Raw genomic sequence first — 14,958 nt, forward strand, 5'->3', positions numbered from 1 at the left:
CCGCGGGTCCGCCCGCGGTCTCCCAAGGGAAACCCGGCACGACCCTTGACGGTTCCGTCCCTTCTGCCGACAGGGTGGGTTGACGGCGGCACATCCCCGGCCTAGAAGGCGCCATGTTATAACATAACATTCAAGGCGCCGGTCGGGTGCCGCCGGAAGGAGCTGGTTAGGGATGTCGACGGTGAAGCTGGCCGCGGTGGCGGCGGTGATGGGTGGCCTGTTCACGGCGGGCGCGGCTCTGGCCCAGGCGCCGGCCGAGCTGGAAGCCCCGGAGGGCGGCCATGGCCGCACCACGCTGGAGGAGGTGGTGGTCACCGCCTCCCCCCTCCGCTCGACGCGCCTCGACGTGCTCCAGGGGACGTCGGTCCTGGCGGGGGAGGCGCTGGACCGCGCCCTGTCCGCCAACATCGGCGAGACACTGTCCCGCCTGCCCGGCATCAGCCAGACCGGCTTCGGCCAGGGGGCATCACGGCCGGTGATCCGCGGCCTGGGCGGCGACCGCATCCGCGTGCTGGTGGGCGGGATCGGCAGCATCGACGCCAGCACCACCAGCCCGGACCACGCCCCCGCCATCGACCTCGCCACCGCAAAGCGGGTGGAGGTGGTGCGGGGGCCCGCGACCCTGCTCTATGGCTCCAACGCCGTGGGCGGCGTGGTCAACGTGCTGGACGGGCGCATCCCGGTCGAGGCGCCGGCCAACGGGGCGGCGGGCTTCGTGCGGCTGGGATATGGCAGCAACGCGGATGAGCGCTTCGCCGCCGGCAGCGTGGATGTGGCGGCAGCGCCCAACCTGGTCCTGCATGTGGACGCCTTCAACCGCCAGACCGACGACTACGAGGCGCCGGGCTTCGTCCGTTCCCGCGCCCTGCGCTTGGCCGAGCCGCCGGAGCCCGGGGAGGAGGAGCCGCGCGGCCGGGTGGAGAACAGCGACCTGGAGCAGTTCGGCGCCACGGGCGGCCTGTCCGTGGTGGGCGACTGGGGCTTCTTCGGGTTCAGCGCCAGCCGCTACCTGACCGACTATGGCATCCCCGGCGGTGGCCATGGGCATGAGGAAGAGGAAGGCCACGACCACGAGGAGGGGGAGGAGCACGGCCATGAGGGCGTGCGCATCGACCTGGAGCAGACCCGCGTCGACCTGATGGGCGAGGTGAACCGGGAGTTCCTGGCCTTCCAGCAGGCCAAGATCCGCCTGGGCTGGGCCGATTATGAGCACAAGGAACTGGAGGGGGAGGAGGTGGGCACCCGCTTCCTGAACGATGGCTGGGAGGGGCGGCTGGAGCTGGTGCAGAAGCCGGTCGGGGCGCTGACCGGTGCCGTGGGCGTGCAGGTGCTGCAACGGGATTTCGAGGCCAGCGGGGAGGAAGCCTTCGTGCCGCCTGCCAAGACCTGGCAGTACGGCGCCTTCACCGTGCAGCGGCTGGATTTCGGCCCCTGGTCGGCGGAGGCGGGCCTGCGGGTGGAGCGGCAGACGGTAAAGGCGGGCGATCTGGGCTTCGACCGGGACTTCACGCCGGTCAGCGTCTCGGCAGGCTTGGCCTATAGCTTCGGGCAGGGCTGGCTGGCGGGGTTGAGCCTGGCCCGCACGGAACGGGCACCCAACGCGGAAGAGCTGCTGTCCGACGGCCCCCACGCCGCCACCGGCACCTATGAGGTGGGCGACCCCACCCTGGGCAAGGAAAGGGGGCTGGGCGGTGAGCTGACCCTGAAGAAGGCCGGCGGCCCGGTCACCGGGGCGGCCAACCTGTTCTACACGGACTACAAGGGCTTCATCTTCGAGGACTTCACCGGGGAGGAAGAGGACGGCCTGCCCGTCGCCGCCTTCCGCGGGGCCGACGCCCGCTTCTGGGGCTTCGAGCTGGAGGCCAGCGTGGAGGCGTGGCGCCGTGACGACCTTGGCCTGCGGCTGGACGGGGCGGTGGATTACGTGAAGGCCACCAACAAGGACACGGACCAGCCCCTGCCGCGCATCCCGCCCTTGTCCTTCCGCGTCGGCGCCGAGCTGGAGAGCGCCGCCTGGGCCGTGCGGGCGGAGGTGGAATGGGCCGACCGCCAAGACCGGGCCGCCGCCTTCGAGACGGAGACCAAGGGCTATACCGTGCTGAACGCCGGCATCGACTGGCACCCCTTCCCGGAGCGGGACATCACCCTGTTCCTGGAGGGCCGCAACCTGACGGACGAGGAGGTGCGGCTGAGCACCAGCTTCCTGAAGGACCGCCTGCCCCAGCCGGGCCGCGACATCCGCCTGTCCGTCAAGGCGGGGTTCTGAGCGAGGCCCCGGCGCGCCCGCGGGTCGAGCGGGCGCGCCGGGTGCGCTCACTTCTTCGTGGCGTCCTCGACCTTCTTGTCCACGCCCTCATCCAGGGCGGAACCGGTGCCGCCGCCGGCGGCGGCACCCACCACCGCGCCGATGGGGCCGGCCACCAAGGCGCCTGCCGCGGCACCGCCCAGCCCGCCGGAAGCGGCGCGCTCCTCCCCCGTCGTCCCGCAGGCGGTGAGGGCCAGAAGCGACAGGCCGGCCAGCGCGGCTAATCCATTGGACATGCTTGATCTCCGTGCTCCGTGGTAGATTTTCCTGTGAACAGGGCCGGCGGCCCAGGGTTGCAACGGAGGCGCGCATGGCACTGTCGGGAGGGGCCTTCCCCGGCTTGGCGGCCTTGGTGTTCCTTGCCATCGGCATCCTGGCCGGCCCCGCCTGGGCGGGCCTGGAGCGGGACGCGGCGGCCACGCATCCTGCCCTGGCGGAGGCGGGGTGGGAGGTGCTGCGCCGGCCCGGCAAGCCCCTGGCCGGCTTCGCCCCGGGCCCCGACGGGGCGGTGGCGGTCAGCGCCGACAGTGCCGTGGGCTTCCTGGTGCGCAAGGCCGACAAGCCCACCCGCTTCCTGGCGTGGCGCTGGCGGGTGGACCAGGCGCCGCCGGCGACCGACCTGCGCAGGAAGGGCACGGATGACCGGCCCCTGGCCGTGACGGTGTTCTTCCCCCGTGACCCCGGCATGTTCGGCTTCGTCCGCCGGGCCATGGCCGGCGACCTGCCGGATGGCCGTGTCCTCTCCTATGTCTGGGGTGGGCTGGACCCGGCGGGCGCCCGCTTCCCCAGCCCCTATATGGGGGATGCCGGGGGGCTGGTGGTGCTGCAAGGGCCGGGGGCGCCGACAGGCCAGTGGGTCGGCGCCTGCGTCGATTTGGGCGCGGACTACCGCACGGCCTTCGACGGGGAGGACCCGCCGGCCAGCTACCTGGCCCTGTCCAGCGACAGCGAGGATTCCGGCGGCACGGTCCGCGCCGCCATCACCCCGCCGGCCTTCGTGGACCGGTGTCCCTGACCGCCATCGCCCCTTATTCCGCCGCCGCGGGCTTCACGCCGATGGCGTCGTCGCAGGCGCGGGGGCCCAGCTCGTCCACCAGGTTGCGGGCCTGGGACAGGGTGTTGGCCACCGCGTCGGGGGCGGTGGGGGCGGGGTTGACCGTGCCGCCGTCCCACATGCCCAGCAGGATGGGCACGCCCGGCCCGAAATAGCGCCGCAGCCGGTAGGCGAGGCGCTGGGCGTGGCGACCGGTGCCGGTGGTCAGGTAGGACAGCAGCACCGCGCGGATATCCCCCCGGGGCAGATCCCGGATCCGCCGCGGGCTGGCGCTGTCGCAGGGCAGGGTGTCGGCCTGCCAGCCGTCCCGCGCCAGCAGGTCGGCCAGAAGCAGGCCGGCGGCCTCGTCCAGGTGGCTGCGGCCGGCGATGCACAGGACCCGGCCGCGGGGCGGCGGGGGCGGCGGGGTGTCCGGCCCCTCGTCGGGGGCGTCGGCGAAGTAGGTGGCCACGGCTTCCATGCCGTCGCGCAGGGCCACCAGCGTGTCCTCGTCCAGGTTGCCGCGGCTGCGGTCAGCCTCCGCCAGCATCAGGGCGGGCAGCAGCGACTGCTCATAGGTCACGGTCACGTCCGGCCGTTGATCCTCGTCGGCGATCTCCGCCGCCTCGTCCGGGTCGCGGGCCAGCAGGCGCTGGTATATGCGGGCCGCCGGCGGCAGGGGCGGGGCGTTGCCCAGCAGCACGGCCAGGAACTCCAACTGCCTGACATGCCGCCCCAGCACCACCATCACCACGGTCAGCGGCGTTGCCAGCAGCAGCCCCAGCGGGCCCCAGAGGGAGGTCCAGAAGATGGCCGCCACGATGATGGCAAAGGAGGACAGGCCCGTGCTGGTGCCGTAGAGCCAGGGCTCCAGCACGTTGTTGCTGAACAGCTCGATGCCCAAGAACAGGGCCAGGGTCAGCAGCGGCAGGGTCCAGCCCGGGTCCACGGCGAAGGACAGGGTGATGGGCAGGATCGCGGCCAGCACGGGACCCAGATAGGGGATGAAGCGCAGGGTGGTGGCCAGCAGGCCCCACAGGGCGGCGTTGGGGATGCCGATCAGCCAGAGGCCGACGCCGATGGGGATGCCGTAGAGCAGGTTGAGGATGAGCTGGGTGACCAAGTACCTGGTCACCCGCTCCCCCGCCTCATCCATCGCCTCCGTCGTGCGGCGGAGGTCATTGGCGCCGGCCAGGCGGATCAGCCGGTCGCGGAGGTCTTCCTGCTGCAACAGGATGAAGACCACGAACAGCAGGACCATGCCCGCCGTACCGAGGGGGGAGACCAGGGGCCCGCCGAACTCCGTCAGCATGGCGAAGGGGTTGGGCGGCGGGGCCTCGATCCGGACGGGGATTGGCTCCGTCTGGCCGGGGACCAGGCCGGGATTGGGGCCGGTCTGGTTCGGCGGGGTCTGGGGCGGGGTGTTCTCCGCCCCGCCGGACGCCACGTCCTTCAGCTCCTGGCCCAGGTGCTTCAGCGTCTCCGTCGTCCGCTCGATGAAGCCGCCCTCCGCCGGGGCGGGGCGGAGGGCGCGGATCTTGGCGCTGAGGTTGTCCTCATACTTCGGCAGGTTCTCCGCCAGGTCCACCGCCTGGTAGCCCAGGATGGTGAAGATGCCGGCGAAGACCGAGATGGCCGCCAGCACCGCCAGCAGCACCGACGGGATGCGTCCCAGGTGCCAGCGCCTGAGCCGGGACACCAGCGGGGCCAGCACGAAGGCCAGCAGGATGCTCAGCGCCAACGGGACCAGGATGCCGCGCCCGAAGTACAGGGCGAGCACCACCACCACCCCGACGATGACCATGGTCTGGGCACTGCCGGACGGCGCCACGGAGCGGACGGGCACCGCCCCGCCGGGGGGCGGAGGGGTGGGGTGGCGGTGTCGGTCATGGGGCGGTTCTCATTGAAAGCCCGCCACCCGCTCCCGCCGCCGGTCGCGGACATGGGCATAGCGCTGCCGGGCGACGGGCACGCCCTTGGCACCCGCCACCAGGGCGGCACCCACGCCCACGGCCAGGGCGAGGGTGGTCCAGGGGTGGGTGCGGGCATCGGTGTAGTAGCTGCGTTCCCGCACCGCGCTGTGCCGCCCGCTGCGCTCCTGGCCGTCGCCGAAGGGGGCGGGGCCGAACAGGCTGTCGCCCTCACGGGTCGGGTCGCCGGAGCGCTGAACCTTGCTGACGAACCGCTCCATGATGAAGTCGGTCAGGCGGGGGGCCAGGATTTCCGACGCGGACATCAGCCGGCCCGAGAAGCCCACGATCAGGTCGCGGATCGGGTACTCCGCGGCATAGAGGATGGCCCGGGCCACCGTCTCCGGCGCATAGACCGGGGGCGGGTTGTTGGGCTCCGCGTCCATGCGGCGGCGCCCATGCTCCTCGAACATGGTGTCGATGGGGCCGGGCTTGATCAGGCTGACCGAGATGGGGCAGCCGTCCCGCTCCAGCTCCATGCGCAGGGTATTGGTGAAGCCCTTCACCGCATGCTTGGTGGCGTTGTAGGGGCCCTGGTCCACGATGGCCCGGTCGGAGAGCACGCTGCCGATGTTGATCAGGGCGCCGCCGCGGGTGCGCAGGTACTCCGCCGCGATCAGGCTGCCCTGCACCGTGCCCCAATAGTTGGTCTCGAACAGGCGGCGCTGCTCCTCCAGCGGGATCTCGGTCAGCTTGCCGAAGATTGTGACGCCCGCGTTGTTCACCCAGGTGTCGAAGCCGCCGAACTCCCGCTTCGCCAGGTCGGCCGCCTCCCGCAGGGCGCCCTCGTCCGCCACGTCGGCCACGTGCCAGGCGGCGCGGCCGCCATTGGCCCGGATCCGCTCCGCCGCCTCGCGCATGGCCGCCTCCTCCCGCGCCACAAGGACCACCGCGGCCCCCTTTTCCGCCGCCATCCGGGCGGTGGTCAGGCCGATGCCGCTGCTGGCACCGGTGATGACGATCGTCTGCTCTTCCAACTTCCTCAGGCGCACGGCCATGCGGGTCCCTCCGCTTGGTTCCGGGATGCGGTCGGGGAGGGCAACAGCGGCGGGGCGGAAAACTCCCGGTTGGCTTGGTGGAGCGGTTGGGGAAAGTGGACACGGACGGCACGGACATTCCACGGACGACACGGACAAAGGAAAAATGCCTGCGGCGCAGCCAGGATGGGCCGGTCAGCACCATGGGCAGTGGTGGGCGCCCTGTCCGTGTCCGTCCGTGGCGTGTCCGTGTCGTCCGTGACCAACCCAACCACCGCACCCCTTCCGCACTGCGGCGGCGGGGGGGCTTGGGTTCCCGTTTGGGCTGTGCTAGGAGCGATGCCCAAGGTTTTAGGCACGACTTGAGGGGGAACGCGCGCGATGACGAAGCTTGTCCTGATCCGCCACGGCCAGAGCGTCTGGAACCAGGAGGATCTGTTCACCGGCTGGACCGACGTGGACCTGTCCCCCCTGGGCGTGGAAGAGGCGCGCAAGGCGGGTGAGAAGCTGGCCGCCGCCGGCTTCGACTTCGATGCCTGCCATACCTCCGTGCTGAAGCGGGCCATCAAGACCTGCAACCTGGCGCTTGAGGCCATGGACCGGCTGTGGCTGCCGGTGCAGAAGAGCTGGCGCCTGAACGAGCGGCACTATGGCGGCCTGCAAGGCCTGAACAAGACCCAGACCGCCGAGAAGCACGGCAAGGAGCAGGTGCACATCTGGCGCCGCAGCTACGACATCGCCCCGCCCGTCCTGGAGGAGGGCGACGAGCGCCTGCCGGACGCCGATCGCCGCTATGCCGGCCTGACGCCGGACCAGCTGCCGCGGACGGAGAGCCTGAAGGACTGCGTGGCCCGCGTGGTGCCCTATTGGACCGACGTGATCGCGCCGCAGGTGGCGGCCGGCCAGCGGGTGCTGGTGGCGGCCCACGGCAACTCCCTGCGCGGGCTGGTCAAGTACCTGTCCGGCATGGGGGACGAGGAGATCGTGAAGTTCGAGATCCCCACCGGCAAGCCCATCGTCTATGAGCTTGACGGCGAGCTGAAGCCGTTGGATCGCTACTTCCTGGATTGATCGTCATAAGCTCCGGGGGCGCACCACCATGCAGGACAATGTCGTCGAGACCCCGCGCCTGGTGATGCGGCCCCCACCCGCGACGACCTGGCGGACAGCCTGACCCTGTGGACGGACATGCGGGTGCTGAAGCACCTGTCCGGCAAGCCGAACACGCGGGAAGAGGTCTGGCAGCGGCTGCTGCGCTATGCCGGCATGTGGCACCTTCTGGGCTTCGGCTTCTGGATCGTCCGCGACCGCGCCACCGGCCGGTTCCTGGGTGAGATCGGCTTCCTGGACGGCTGCCGCGACCTGGAACCCGCCATCACCGACACCGAGATGGGCTGGTCCCTGGTGCCGGAGGCGCAAGGCCAGGGGCTGGCGGGGGAGGCCGTGCGCGCCGGCCTGTCCTGGTACGCCGCCCGGTTCGGGCATCAGCGGATCGTCTGCCTGATCCACCCCGACAACGCCGCCAGCCTGCGCCTGGCCGACCGCTGCGGCTTCCGGGAATACGCCCGCACCACTTACAAGGAGCAGCCGGGCGTGCTGCTGGCCCGGGTGGCTTGACGCGCGGGGTTTGGGTGACCAAAGGCGACCTTAACGAGACTAAAGTGACCTTAAGGTGACGCTTAAGGTGACGGGTGTCACCTTCCAAGGGACTGATGTCGCTGGGATTTCAGGCTTAAGGTGACAAAGGTGACGGGTTGGGATTTGTGTCACCTTAAGCGCCGAGGTTTGGCGGATGGACCGGGACACGGATGAACGGGATGGATGCCGGATTGTCCCGGATTTGCTGACGGATGGACGGTTTCCAAGACCCGGCGCCGGGTGGGCGCTTGGGGTGGAGTTTGGCACGGCTTAGGAAGAAAAGCCAGATGGTGTGGGCCGGGCTACCTTACCCCTCTCCCTGGGGAGAGGGTGGCGGCGAAGCCGCCGGGTGAGGGAGGTGGGCGTAGAGCACCACGCAAACCCCGGCGTTTCGAGGAACCCGTCCCCCTCACCCGTCCCGGCCCGGCGGCCGGGCCACCCTCTCCCCAGGGAGAGGGGAAGGGGGTGCGTTGCGCCCCGGCGGGGCTTGCGCTACAACGCCCCCGACTCGGTCCCGCCGTCGCCGGCGCGGGCCGGAAGACCCATGCTCTGACGCCCGCCCAGGAAGGACCCGCCCATGGCCAGCTACCAGTACGTCTATGTGATGAAGGGTGTGACCAAGGTCTACCCGGGCGGAAAGAAGGTTTTCGAGAACATCTGGCTGAGCTTCTACCCCGGCGCCAAGATCGGCGTGCTGGGCGTGAACGGCGCCGGCAAGTCCACCCTGCTGAAGATCATGGCGGGGCTGGACAAGGACTACAACGGCGAGGCTTGGTCGGCCGAGGGCGTGAAGGTCGGCTACCTGCCGCAGGAGCCGCAACTGAACCCGGACAAGAATGTCTGGGACAACGTCATGGAGGGCGTGGCGGAGATCAAGGCGGTGCTGGACCGCTTCAACGAGGTCTCCAACCTGATGGCCGACCCGGACGCGGACTTCGACTCGCTGATGGCCGAACAGGCCGAGCTGCAGGAGAAGATCGACGCGGCCAACGCCTGGGAGCTGGACCGCACGGTCGAGATCGCCATGGACGCCCTGCGCTGCCCCGACGGCGACGCCGCGGTGGACAAGCTGTCGGGCGGTGAGAAGCGCCGCGTGGCCCTGTGCAAGCTGCTGCTGTCCAAGCCGGACATGCTGCTGCTGGACGAGCCCACCAACCATCTGGACGCGGAGTCGGTGGCCTGGTTGCAACGCTTCCTGGCGGACTATCCGGGCACCGTGGTGATGGTCACCCACGACCGCTACTTCCTGGACGCGGTCACCGGCTGGATCCTGGAGCTGGACCGCGGCTCGGGCATCCCCTACGAGGGCAACTATTCGAGCTGGCTGGAGCAGAAGCAGAAGCGGCTGGAGCAGGAGCAGCGGGAAGAGGGCGCCAAGCAGAAGTTCCTGGCCAGCGAGCTGGAATGGGTGCGCGCCAGCCCGAAGGCCCGCCAGGCCAAGAGCAAGGCCCGTATCCAGGCGTACGAGGAGATGCTGGCCAGCGCCAACCAGAAGGAAAGCGTGGGCGAGACCCGCATCGTCATCCCCACGCCGCCCCGCCTGGGCAGCCTGGTGATCGAGGCGGAGAACCTGAAGAAGGGATTCGGCGACCGGCTGCTGGTGGACGATCTGTCGTTCCGCCTGCCGCCCGGCGGCATCGTGGGCGTGATCGGCCCGAACGGCGCCGGCAAGACCACCCTGTTCCGCATGATCACGGGCCAGGAGAAGCCGGATGGCGGCGCTTTCCGGGTGGGCGACACGGTGCAGCTTGGCTATGTGGACCAGAGCCGCGATGCCCTGGATGGCAAGAAGACCGTGTGGGAGGAGATCAGCGGCGGGCTGGACGTGATCGAGCTGGGCAAGAAGTCCATGCCGTCCCGCGCCTATGTCAGCGCCTTCAACTTCCGCGGGCCCGACCAGCAGAAGAAGGTGGGGCAGCTGTCGGGCGGTGAGCGGAACCGCGTGCACCTGGCCAAGATGCTGAAGTCCGGCGCCAACGTCCTGCTGCTGGACGAGCCCACCAACGACCTGGACGTGGAGACCCTGCGCGCCCTGGAAGAGGCGCTGACCGGCTTCGCCGGCTGCGCCGTGGTGATCAGCCACGACCGCTGGTTCCTGGACCGCATCGCCACCCATATCCTGGCCTTCGAGGGTGACAGCCAGGTGGTCTGGTTCGAGGGCAACTACGCCGACTATGAGGCCGACAAGAAGCGCCGCCTGGGCGCCGAGGCCGACCAGCCGCACCGGATCAAGTACAAGCCGTTGGTTCGCGCCTGACGGCGGCGGGCCTACAGGTTTTCCGTTTGGAATAAGGTTGAACCTTACCTTCCGCGTTCCCTCCCCCAGTGGGGGAGGGACAGGGAGAGGGGTTGTCCTGTCTCCGGAAAGGGGAACCTGCGGCGCGGGTCCTGCTGTCCTGGTCGCACCACCCCTCACCCTGTCCCTCTCCCCCTGGGAGAGGGGACGGAACGGGACCGTTCGGCATTTCCCGGTGCCGGGGCGGGATGGGAATGCCTTTCCCCACTCCGTCACAAATCCTTCCCCATTCCTGCCACGTTCGGGGTATCGGATAAGGAACGGGCGGTTTCGGCCGCCGGTAGTCCCTGTCCCGAGGTTGCCCCCATGCCTGCCCCGGCCGGTCGATCCCGGTCCTGATCCTGCCGCTGCTGCTTGGCCTCGCGGCCTGCGCGCCCTTGCCCCAGGACAATTCCGACGTGGTCTGGGGCCCGCCGGGCGGGGGGTATCCGCCACCGAAGCCGCCGCCCGTCTATCGGCCGCCGCCGGTATACCATCCGCCACCGGACTATCGGGACCGGCCCAAGGACTATCGCTACAACGGGCGGTGCGACGACCCGCGCTATGAGTCGAGCGCCGGCGGCCGGGCCGAGGAAGGCGAGGACGAGTATGACTGCCTGTTCTATGGCAACGGGCTGAAGGGTCGCTATGTGGGCAAGGAGGGGGCCTTCGCCCGCAACGGTGTCTGCGACGACCCGCGCTATGCCTACACCACGGGCCGCGCCAAGCCGGGCACCGACCAGTTCGACTGCACCCGCAACGGCCAGGGCCTGCGCGTCTTCTACCGCCCCGGCACCCTGCCGCCCCCACCCGTCGTCGGCAAGCCGCCGCCGGACCGGCCCAACTTCCCGGGCAAGCCCGACCGCCCCGGTAAGCCCGACCGCCCGGACTGGCAGGACCGCCCGGATCGACCTGACCGCCCGGACCGGCCCCGGCCCGACCGCCCCCGCCAGGACCGCCCGGACGAGGTGACCATACAGCCTTACCCGCCGCCCCCCGCCGACCGGCCGCAGCCTGGTCGGCCCCACCCGGACCGGGTGCGCCCCGACCGCCCGCAGGACCCGCCGCTCATGGCCCAGCAACCCACCATCCCCCCGGCGGGGAGGGGACCCGGCCGGAGCTGCCGCAGCGCCGCCCGGACCAGCCCCGTGTCCCCCGCCCGGACCTTGTCCCCGACCAGGCCGGGCCGGAGCGGCTGTGGCGTGACGAGGACGCCCGCCGCGAGGGCGAGGCCCTGGAACGGCAGCGGGAGCAGGAACGGGCGCAGCAGATGCAGGAGCGGCGCCAGCGGGTGCTGGAGGAGCACCAGCGCCGTGCCCAGGAAGACGCCCAGCGGCAAGCCCAGGAGGAGGCCCGGCGGCAAGCCCAGCGCGATGCCGAGGAGCAGGCCCGGCGGGAGGTGGAGCGCCAGGCCCGGGAGGATGCCCAGGGGCAGGCGCAGGAGGACGCCCGACGCCAAGCCGAAGAGGAGGCTCGCCGCCAGGCCAATGAGCAGGCCCGGCGCGCGGCGGCGGAGCAGGCCGCCGCGGAGGCCGAGTTGAGGCGGCAGGTGGAGGAGGAAGCCCGGCAGCGCGACCTGCGCCAGCGGGACGCCCAGCCGGAGGCCCAGCAGCGCTGACCCGTTTCAGGTCTGGACGCGGCGGCCCGGGCGGCCACTGTGTCCGGCCTGGAATGCATGACGGGGGTCTGCGGGTGATGCGATTGCGATCCTGGTTCCTGCCGCTGGCGCTTTGCCTGATGCTGGTCCTGCCCGCCGCCCGGCCCGCGGCGGCCGAGCAGGCCCTGACCATCGGGCTGGGGCCGGAGATCGACACACTCGACCCCCACCGCTCCACCACCGTCATCGCCGGCACCCTGTTCGTGGAGCTGTGGGAAGGGCTGACCACCTTCGACGCCGCGGCCAACATCGTGCCCGGCGTGGCGGAGCGGTGGGAGACGTCCCCCGACGGGCTGACCTGGACCTTCCACCTGCGGACCGACGCCCGCTGGTCCGACGGGACGCCGGTGACGGCGGAGGACTTCGTCTTCGCCTGGCGCCGCGCCGTCACCCCCGCCACCCGCATGGCCCTGCCGGAATGGGTGGCGCCGCTGAAGAACGCCCAAGCCATCCTGGAGGGCAAGCTGCCGCCGGAGCAGTTGGGCGTGCGGGCGCTGGACGCGCGGACGCTGGAGGTGGGGCTGGACCACCCCAAGCCGGACTTCACCACCTATACCGCCTATTGGGTGCTGTCGCCGCTGCACCGGAAATCGCTGGAGCAGCATGGCGACGCCTTCGTCCAGCCAGGCAAGCTGGTGGGCAACGGCCCCTTCATGCTGGCGGAGGCCGTGCCGCAGAGCCACACCACCCTGGTCAAGAACCCGCAGTTCCGCGATGCCGCCAAGGTGAAGCTGGACAAGGTGGTCTTCGCCGTGACGGAGGATCTGCAGACGGAGCTGAAGCGGTTCCGCGCCGGGGAGCTGGACGCCACCAAGTCCATCCCGCCGTCACAACTGGACTGGGTGAGGCAGAACCTGCCGGACGCGGCCCACCTGGCCTATCAGGCGTCCACCTATTACCTTGTGCCCAACATGACGCGGGAGCCGTGGAAGTCCAACCGCGACCTGCGGCTGGCCCTGACCCTGGCCATCGACCGCGAGATCATCACGGGCAAGGTCACCCGCGGCGGGGAGGTGCCCGCCTGGACCATGACCCCGCCGGGCCTGCTGGGCTATGAGCCGCCGCGGCCGGACTGGGCGGGCTGGACCCAAGCCCAACGGGACGCGGAGGCCAAGCGGCTGGTGGAGAAGGCGGGCTATGGCAAGGGCGGCAAGCCGCTGACCGTCAACATCCTCTACAACACCAACGAGCTGAACCGGCAGGTGATGGTGGCCGTCGCCGCCATGTGGCAGCAGAAGCTGGGCGTGAAGGCGGAGGTGGAGAACCAGGAGTTCAAGGTCACCGTCAGCCGCTACCGCGAGCGGTCCTGGCAGGACCTGATCCGCACCACCTGGACCGTGGGGCTGGTGTCGGAATACCTGAACCTGCTGCGCGGCCGCAGCGCCCGGCTGGGGCCCGGCTACCAGAACCCGGCCTTCGACGCGGCCATGGACGCCGCGGACCGGTCGGTCACCCTGCCGGAGTTCTTCGGCAACCTGGCGGCGGCGGAGAGGATGGCCATCGCTGACGCGGCCAGCATCCCCGTGATGCACATCGCCTCACGCCGGCTGGTGGGGCCGAGGGTGCGGGGTGGGTGGACAACCCGTTGGACATCCACCCGCTGCGCTACCTGTCGGCGGCGCCTTGACGCTGGCGACATCACCGGAGGGCTCAGTGCGCCAGCCAAAATCGGGCAGGGCCTCAGTCTCCGGGCAAGCCGAACGGTGCCAACCGGTCCCCTCTCCCAGGGGGAGAGGGACAGGGTGAGGGGTGGTGCGACCAGGACAGCAGGCGCCTGTCCGCAGGGATGCGATTTGGAGAGAGGACAACCCCTCTCCCTGTCCCTCCCCCTCTGGGCAGGGCTATCGCATATGGCGCTCGACCCGCTTCCGCCCGGCAAACATCGAACTCTGCTAAGCGCGTTCCGGGCAGAATCGCTATCCGAAGAGCGGTTCCAAATGCACGGAACGTACTTGGGATTTTCATATGCGATAGCCCTGCCCCTCTGGGGGAGGGGACGCTGGGGCCGCGTTCGACCCTAGGATTCCAGAGTCGAAGGCCTGCCTTCTCACGCCTCCAGCAGCAGGTCGTCGGCGACGCTGACGCGCTTCAGCATGCTGGCCTTCAGCTTCATCATGGCGCGGTGCTCAAGCTGGCGGACGCGCTCCTTGCTGACGCCCAGGCTGCGGCCCAGCTCCTCCAGGGTGGCGCCCTCGTCCCGCAGGCGGCGGGCGGCGATGATGGTGCGCTCGCGGGGGGACAGCTCGCCCAGGGCCTCCGCCAGCCATTTGGAGCGCATGCGGCTGTCGCGCATGCCGATCACCACCTCCTCCGGCGAGGGGCGCTGGTCGGCCAGGAAGTCCTGCCACTCGTCGTCGCCGCTCTCCGACAGGGGGCTGTTCAGGGACTGGTCGGCGGCGGCGAGGCGCATCTCCATCGTCTCCACCTCGGAGACGTCCACGCGCAGCTCCTCCGCGATCTTCTGGCGGCCGGCATGGGATAGGCTGCTGCGGCTGGGGCTGTCCTCGATCTTGGCGCGCAGGCGGCGCAGGTTGAAGAACAGGGACTTCTGGGCGGCGGTGGTGCCGGTGCGGACGATGGACCAGTTGCGCAGGATGTAGTCCTGCATGGCCGAGCGGATCCACCAGGCGGCGTAGGTGCTGAAGCGCACCTCGCGGTGCGGCTCGAAGCGGGCCGCGGCCTGCATCAGGCCCACATTGCCCTCTTGAACCAAATCGCCCATGGGCAGGCCGTAATTGCGGAAGCGGGTGGCGGTGGCCACCACCAGGCGGGTGTAGCTGCGCACCAGCTCATGCAGGGCACGCTCATCGTTGTGTTCGCGCCAGCGTTTGGCCAGCTCGAACTCATGGTCCCGAGTCAGCAGGGGTTCCTTCATGGACGACTTGATGAAGGTCAGGTTGGCGCGCTGGGTCTCGGGATCGTCGATGTGTGCCATGTGCCTCGCCCTCTTGGTCCTCGCGGGATGCTGGGCCATCCCCGCCGTCTCATTGCCAAGGGATACGAGGGCACTTCCGGGCTGGATCACCCGGACATAATATTTTTCTCTAATGGCCGAGTGGCGGACAGGATGTCGGGTGCCCGATCCGTCCCCGGCGGAGGCGCG

At 70.3% G+C, this 14,958-nt stretch carries 11 protein-coding genes; 7 read left to right on the plus strand and 4 right to left on the minus strand.

From position 1 onward, the window contains the following. Positions 1-172: 172 nt before the first annotated feature. Positions 173-2,266 carry a TonB-dependent receptor gene (locus HHL28_RS02160; protein WP_075771919.1) on the plus strand — a complete coding sequence of 698 codons (2,094 nt, stop codon included), beginning with the start codon at positions 173-175 and terminating at the stop codon, positions 2,264-2,266. 47 nt (positions 2,267-2,313) lie between these two features. Here HHL28_RS02160 and HHL28_RS02165 read toward each other — a convergent pair whose 3' ends face one another. After that, the gene (locus HHL28_RS02165) at positions 2,314-2,541 is read right to left on the minus strand and encodes a hypothetical protein (protein WP_075771920.1); all 228 of its coding nucleotides are present in this window, start codon (positions 2,539-2,541) and stop codon (positions 2,314-2,316) included. A 74-nt stretch (positions 2,542-2,615) separates the two neighbouring features. Here HHL28_RS02165 and HHL28_RS02170 point away from each other — a divergent pair, with 74 nt between their 5' ends. Next, positions 2,616-3,320: a DUF3047 domain-containing protein gene (locus tag HHL28_RS02170; RefSeq protein WP_075771921.1), complete on the plus strand. Its 705-nt coding sequence runs from the start codon at positions 2,616-2,618 to the stop codon at positions 3,318-3,320. A gap of 13 nt (positions 3,321-3,333) precedes the next feature. On the opposite strand, the gene HHL28_RS02175 is transcribed toward HHL28_RS02170, so the two are convergent. After that, the gene (locus HHL28_RS02175; RefSeq protein ID WP_404326298.1) at positions 3,334-5,184 is read right to left on the minus strand and encodes an AI-2E family transporter; all 1,851 of its coding nucleotides are present in this window, start codon (positions 5,182-5,184) and stop codon (positions 3,334-3,336) included. A 54-nt stretch (positions 5,185-5,238) separates the two neighbouring features. Then, positions 5,239-6,306, minus strand: a complete 1,068-nt coding sequence (locus tag HHL28_RS02180) for an SDR family oxidoreductase (protein WP_075771922.1) — start codon at positions 6,304-6,306, stop codon at positions 5,239-5,241. Between the two features lie 360 nt (positions 6,307-6,666). On the opposite strand from HHL28_RS02180, the gene gpmA reads away from it, so the two are divergent. The 5 genes from gpmA to HHL28_RS02205 all read left to right on the plus strand — a co-directional run bounded on the left by gpmA (position 6,667) and on the right by HHL28_RS02205 (position 13,876). Further along, complete coding sequence (gene gpmA, locus HHL28_RS02185; RefSeq protein WP_075771923.1) at positions 6,667-7,356, plus strand: 2,3-diphosphoglycerate-dependent phosphoglycerate mutase; 690 nt, start codon at positions 6,667-6,669, stop codon at positions 7,354-7,356. 117 nt (positions 7,357-7,473) lie between these two features. Further along, the gene (locus HHL28_RS02190) at positions 7,474-7,902 is read left to right on the plus strand and encodes a GNAT family N-acetyltransferase (protein ID WP_169654596.1); all 429 of its coding nucleotides are present in this window, start codon (positions 7,474-7,476) and stop codon (positions 7,900-7,902) included. Positions 7,903-8,500: 598 nt separating this feature from the next. Continuing rightward, entirely contained in the window at positions 8,501-10,180 is a 1,680-nt protein-coding gene (gene ettA, locus HHL28_RS02195) for an energy-dependent translational throttle protein EttA (RefSeq protein ID WP_075771925.1), read from the plus strand. Between the two features lie 1,288 nt (positions 10,181-11,468). After that, positions 11,469-11,816, plus strand: coding sequence for a hypothetical protein (locus tag HHL28_RS02200; protein ID WP_169654598.1), 348 nt, complete (start codon positions 11,469-11,471; stop codon positions 11,814-11,816). Positions 11,817-11,893: 77 nt separating this feature from the next. Further along, positions 11,894-13,876, plus strand: coding sequence for a peptide ABC transporter substrate-binding protein (locus HHL28_RS02205; RefSeq protein ID WP_169654600.1), 1,983 nt, complete (start codon positions 11,894-11,896; stop codon positions 13,874-13,876). A 26-nt stretch (positions 13,877-13,902) separates the two neighbouring features. On the opposite strand, the gene HHL28_RS02210 is transcribed toward HHL28_RS02205, so the two are convergent. Further along, complete coding sequence (locus tag HHL28_RS02210; RefSeq protein ID WP_075771928.1) at positions 13,903-14,790, minus strand: RNA polymerase factor sigma-32; 888 nt, start codon at positions 14,788-14,790, stop codon at positions 13,903-13,905. Positions 14,791-14,958 lie beyond the last annotated feature (168 nt).

This window comes from Aerophototrophica crusticola, from assembly GCF_012913305.1.
GTDB lineage: Bacteria > Pseudomonadota > Alphaproteobacteria > Azospirillales > Azospirillaceae > Niveispirillum > Niveispirillum crusticola.